This is a genomic window from Pseudoroseomonas ludipueritiae, assembly GCF_014490445.1.
In the GTDB taxonomy this organism is placed as follows: Bacteria; Pseudomonadota; Alphaproteobacteria; order Acetobacterales; family Acetobacteraceae; genus Pseudoroseomonas; species Pseudoroseomonas ludipueritiae.
Window position 1 is genome coordinate 1 of sequence record NZ_JACTUZ010000230.1, and the last position, 4,865, is coordinate 4,865.

Annotated in this window: 4 protein-coding genes; 3 read left to right on the forward strand and 1 reads right to left on the reverse strand. The window is 71.0% G+C overall.

The window, feature by feature from the left end; translation table 11 throughout:
• Positions 1-112: 112 nt before the first annotated feature.
• On the reverse strand, positions 113-1,639 hold the full coding sequence (locus tag IBL25_RS24425; protein ID WP_187781068.1) for a hypothetical protein: 1,527 nt from the start codon (positions 1,637-1,639) through the stop codon (positions 113-115).
• 148 nt (positions 1,640-1,787) lie between these two features.
• On the opposite strand from IBL25_RS24425, the gene IBL25_RS24430 reads away from it, so the two are divergent.
• The 3 genes from IBL25_RS24430 to IBL25_RS24440 all read left to right on the forward strand — a co-directional run.
• Positions 1,788-2,771, forward strand: coding sequence for a Bug family tripartite tricarboxylate transporter substrate binding protein (locus IBL25_RS24430; RefSeq protein WP_187781069.1), 984 nt, complete (start codon positions 1,788-1,790; stop codon positions 2,769-2,771).
• Positions 2,772-2,828: 57 nt separating this feature from the next.
• Positions 2,829-3,332, forward strand: coding sequence for a tripartite tricarboxylate transporter TctB family protein (locus tag IBL25_RS24435; RefSeq protein ID WP_367615686.1), 504 nt, complete (start codon positions 2,829-2,831; stop codon positions 3,330-3,332).
• Between the two features lie 4 nt (positions 3,333-3,336).
• A partial coding sequence (locus IBL25_RS24440) for a tripartite tricarboxylate transporter permease (protein ID WP_202986880.1) occupies positions 3,337-4,865 on the forward strand: 1,529 nt, incomplete at its 3' end.

Consider the following 4,865-nt stretch of genomic DNA (forward strand, 5'->3'; position numbering starts at 1 on the left):
GGCACCGGGGCCTGGATGGCGGGCGGCGCCGGCTGCTGCGCCCCGGCCGGGGCCGCGAGGGGCAGCGCCAGCAGCAGCGCGGCGGCAACGCGGAAGGTCTTCAGGCTGGGCATCATGGCAGGGCCACCTCGGCGCCGGAGCACAGGTTGAAGCCGGGGCGGGAAATCTCCCGCCCGTCACGGAAGGTGGCGGAAAGCGTGGCGATGCAGCCGACGCCCTCGGGCGGCTGGAAGTCCAGCGCCTCCCCCTGCCCCAGCACGGTGGCGCCGAGGCGGTCAGGGCCGCGCGGCGCGCCCTCGGGCGCCACATAAAGCTCCACGATGGGCGCGGGGCCGGTGTTGCGCAGCCGCACGCTGCCCTCGCGCGGCGGGGCGCGCTCGATAGGGCCCGGGTTGCGGTCCAGCTTCTCGGCCAGCACCCAGTCGGGGCGCAGCACGATCAACTGGGTGGCGCAGATGTCGATGCCGCGCCGCTCCTCCGCGCTGCCATTGCCGAAGACGATGCGCAGGTCGATCTCGCAGCCGCCCTGCAGCACCACCTCCTGCCGCCCGCCGCGCTCCAGCGTTCCGGTCAGCCTGTCATCGCCCCATTCGGCATCGTTGGTGCCGGAGGCATAGACCTCCTCCACCGCCGCGCTGTGGCGGTTGACCAGCACAAAGGCGCGCTCCGGCTGCCGCGCGATGCCGCTGCCGTCGAAGAGCACGCGGCCGGTGCCGCTGCACAGCTCCACCCCGCGCTTCTCCTCGACGCTGTCGTCGTCATAGGTGGCGCGCAGGTCGGCCTGGCAGGCACGGTTGCGCAGGCGCATCGGGAAGGTGTCGCCGGCCTCCAGCGTGGCGCCGGCCAGGCGGTCCGGCCCCCACTGCTCCTGGCTGCGCGTCTCGCCCGGCTCCAGCGGCGGGGCGGCCAGCAGGCTGCGCATCACCCGCCCGGCGCCATTGGCCACCTCCAGCTCCCGCCGCGGGACGGAAGGGTCGCCGAAGACCACGCGGCCGCGGCGGCAGATGTCCTGGCGCGGCTTTTCCTCCACCGAATCGTCCTCAAAGACGCCGATCAGGTCGTAGACGCAGTCGCGCACCCGGCCGAGGCGCAGGTCGAAGGTGGAATCCGGCCCCAGCACCTCGGCGGTCAGCCGGTCCGCGCCCCTTTCGGTGGAATTCCGCCGGCTGGCGGAGGGAATGGCATAAAGCTCGCGCAGGGTCAGGTCGGTGGCATTCTCCACCACCGCCTCCCGCAGCGGCAGATTCGGATCGCCGAAGGTGACGCGGCTGTTCCGGCAGATATCCGCCCCGCGCTTCTCCTGGGAAGTGCCATCGGCCAGCACCACGCGCAGATCGAAAAGGCAGAGCGACTGCCGCCCCAGCGAGACGCGCAGCGTGGCGCCATTGGGCAGCGTCTCGGCGCCCAGCAGGTCGGTGCCCGGCTCCACGCTGCCGGTGGGGGTGACATAAAGCTCGTGCAGCGCGAGGCCCAGCTCATTGGCCAGGAAAAAGGTCCGCTCCTGCGCCTGGCGCGGCTGCGCCGGGGCCGCGTTGCGGGGCCCCACCGGCGCGGCGCCACCCGCCCGCTGGGCAAAGCCCGGCGATTCCGGCGCTCCCAACAGCGCCAGCACACATCCCACTGCAAGCCAGATACGCATCCAGATCCCTGCCCCCGCACTGCACCATGGGCGGGCCACCCGGCTTGGTGCAAGGGTGTGCAAGGTTGCTTGATTGCCATTTGCCCGGAGCGTGTTCTTCGCGCAACCTGACACTCACCAGAATCAATGCGCCGGAGGAAACCGAACAATGCTGGCCCGTCGTCAACTCCTGTCCACCGCCGCCCTGGCCGCTGCCGGCGCGGCCCTGGGCCTGCCGCTGTTTTCCTCCACCGCGCGGGCGCAGGAGGTGTTTCCTTCCCTGAACGTCTTCATCCCCGCCGGCCCCGGCGGCGGCTGGGACGGGCTCGGCCGCGCCATCGAGCAGGTGGCGCGCCAGGCCGGCATGGTGGGCACCTTCCAGTTCGAGAATGTGGGCGGCGCCGGCGGCACCGTGGGCCTGCCGCGCTTCGTGGCGCAGCGGCGCGGCCGTGGCGACGCCATCATGGTGGGCGGCGCCATCATGGTCGGCGCGGTGCTGGCCAACCGCTCCCCTGTCGGGCTGAAGGACACCACGCCGCTGGCGCGCATGACCACCGAGCCCAGCGTGATCGTGGTGCCCGCCAACAGCGACATCAAGGACATCAAGGGCCTGCTGGCGGCACTGAAGGACAACCCCGGCGCCACCTCGGTGGCCGGCGGCAGCGCCGGCGGCATCGACCACATCATCCTGGGCCTGCTGCTGAAGTCGCAGGGCCGCTCGGCCAAGGATGCCTCCTATGTCGCCTTCGCCGGCGGCGGGCCGGCCCAGGCCGCCATCCTGGGCGCCCAGGTCAAGGCCGGCATCTCCGGCATCTCCGAATTCGCCGAGCAGGTGAAGGCTGGCCGCATGCGCGCCCTGGCCACCACCGGCGACAAGACCAGCCTGGAAGGCGTGCCGACGCTGAAGGAAAGCGGCGTCGATATCGTCATGGGCAACTGGCGCGGCGTCTTCGGCCCGCCCGGCATGAAGCCGGCGGACCGCGAGAAGATGGTGAAGTTCCTGACCGACCTGGATGCCGCCCCGGGCTGGCGGGAGATGTGCGAGCGCCAGGGCTGGGACCGTGCCTTCCTGGCGGGCGAGGCCTTCACGAACTTCCTGAAGGAGGACGAGGCCGCCACGGCCACCGTGCTCAAGGAAGTCGGCCTGGTCTGAGCCGCGGAACAGCCGGCCCCGGCGGGCCCAGGGCCGGCCTGAGACAAGGGGGATGGCGTGAGTGAACCAAGGACGGGCTTGCTGAAGCCCGGGGCCGGCCCCGACCTCGCGGTCGGGGTCTTTGTGGTGCTGCTGGGGCTGCTCTGCCTCTGGCAGGCCAGCATCATCCCGGCCACGCCGCTCTATGCGCAGGTCGGGCCGAAGTTCGTGCCCTACCTGGTGGGGGCCCTGGTGGCGCTGATCGGTGCCGGGCTGGTGGTGCAGGCGCTGCGCGGCGGCTGGTCGGCCGGGATGGAGGAGGTGCGCGACGCGCCGCCCACCAACTGGCGCGCCATCGGGCTGGTGGGCGCGGGGCTGGTCGCCAATCTCGTGCTGATCGACACGCTGGGCTTTGTTTTCGCCGCCACGGTGCAGTTCGCGCTGGTCTCCGCCGGCTTCGGCAGCCGCAACCTGCTGCGGGACGTGCTGATCGGGCTGGCCGTCTCGCTTGGCGCCTTCCTGGCCTTCGACAAGCTGCTGGGCGTCGATATCGGCGCCGGCATCCTGGAAGGGATTCTGTAGAACCATGGATGTCTGGTCCGGGCTCGCCCTCGGCTTCGGCAATGCGCTCACGCTCACCAACATGGGCTGGGCGCTGCTGGGCTGTTTCCTGGGCACCGCCATCGGCGTGCTGCCGGGCATCGGCCCGGCGCTGACCATCGCGCTGCTGCTGCCCATCACCTTCAAGGTCTCGGCGACGGGCGCCTTCATTCTCTTCTGCGGCGTCTTCTACGGCGCCATGTATGGCGGCTCCACCACCTCCATCCTGCTGAACACGCCGGGCGAATCGGGCTCCATCATCACCGCGCTGGAAGGCGCCAAGATGGCCCGCAACGGCCGCGCCGGGCCCGCGCTCTATACCGCGGCGGTGGGCAGCTTCGTGGCCGGCACCATCGGCACGCTCGGCATCTCCTTCCTCGGCCCCATTGTCGTGGACCTGGCGCTGAAGCTGGGGCCGGCGGAATATTTCTCGCTGATGGTGCTCTGCTTCGTCACCGTCTCGGCCGTGCTGGGCGGCTCGGCGCTGCGTGGCCTCGCCTCGCTGGGGCTGGGGCTGATGCTGGGGCTGATCGGCATCGACCTGCAGACCGGCCAGCCGCGCCTGACCTTCGGCGTCATCGAATTGCTGGACGGCACGGACGTGGTGCTGGTGGCCGTGGCCCTCTTCGCGGTGGGCGAGACGCTCTACCTTGCCTGGCGCTACAACAACGAGGCCGCCACGGTACGCGAGGTCGGCCGCCTTTCGATGAGCGGGAGCGACTGGAAGCGCTCGGCCGGCCCCTGGTTCCGTGGCGCGCTGCTGGGCTTTCCCTTCGGCGTCATGCCCGCCGGCGGCACCGAGATGCCGACCATGCTGAGCTATTACTTCGAGCGGAAGCTGGTGCGGCCGCAGTTCCGCAGAGAATTCGGCACCACCGGCGCCATCGAGGGTGTGGCGGGGCCGGAGGCGGCCAACAACGCCGCCGCCGCCGGCATCCTGGTGCCGATGCTGACGCTGGGCCTGCCCACCTCCGCCACCGCCGCCATCATGCTCTCGGCCTTCCAGTCCTATGGCATCCAGCCGGGGCCGCTGCTCTTCACCGCCCAGGCCGACCTGGTCTGGACGCTGATCGCATCCCTCTACATCGCCAATGTGATGCTGGTGGTGCTGAACCTGCCGCTGGTGGGGCTCTGGGCCCGCATCCTGAAGATCCCGCAGCCGCAGCTCTATGCCGGCATCCTGGTCTTCGCCACCATCGGCACCTACGGCATCAGCAACAGCGTGGTGGATCTCGTGATCCTCTACACGCTGGGCGTCATCGCCATGTTCATGCGGCGCTTCGACTTCCCCACCGCGCCCGTGGTCATCGGCATGATCCTGGGCCCCATGGCGGAGCAGGCGATGCGCCAGGCCCTGACCATCAGCCAGGGCGATTGGTCCACCTTCGTCACCCGCCCTGTCTCGGTCTGCATCCTGGTCCTGGCGCTGGTGGCGCTGGTGGGGCCGCGCCTCTATGGCCTGGCCGCCCGCCGCCGCGCCCTGGCCGGCCAGGCCGGCTCCCCCGGCGCCGGCCC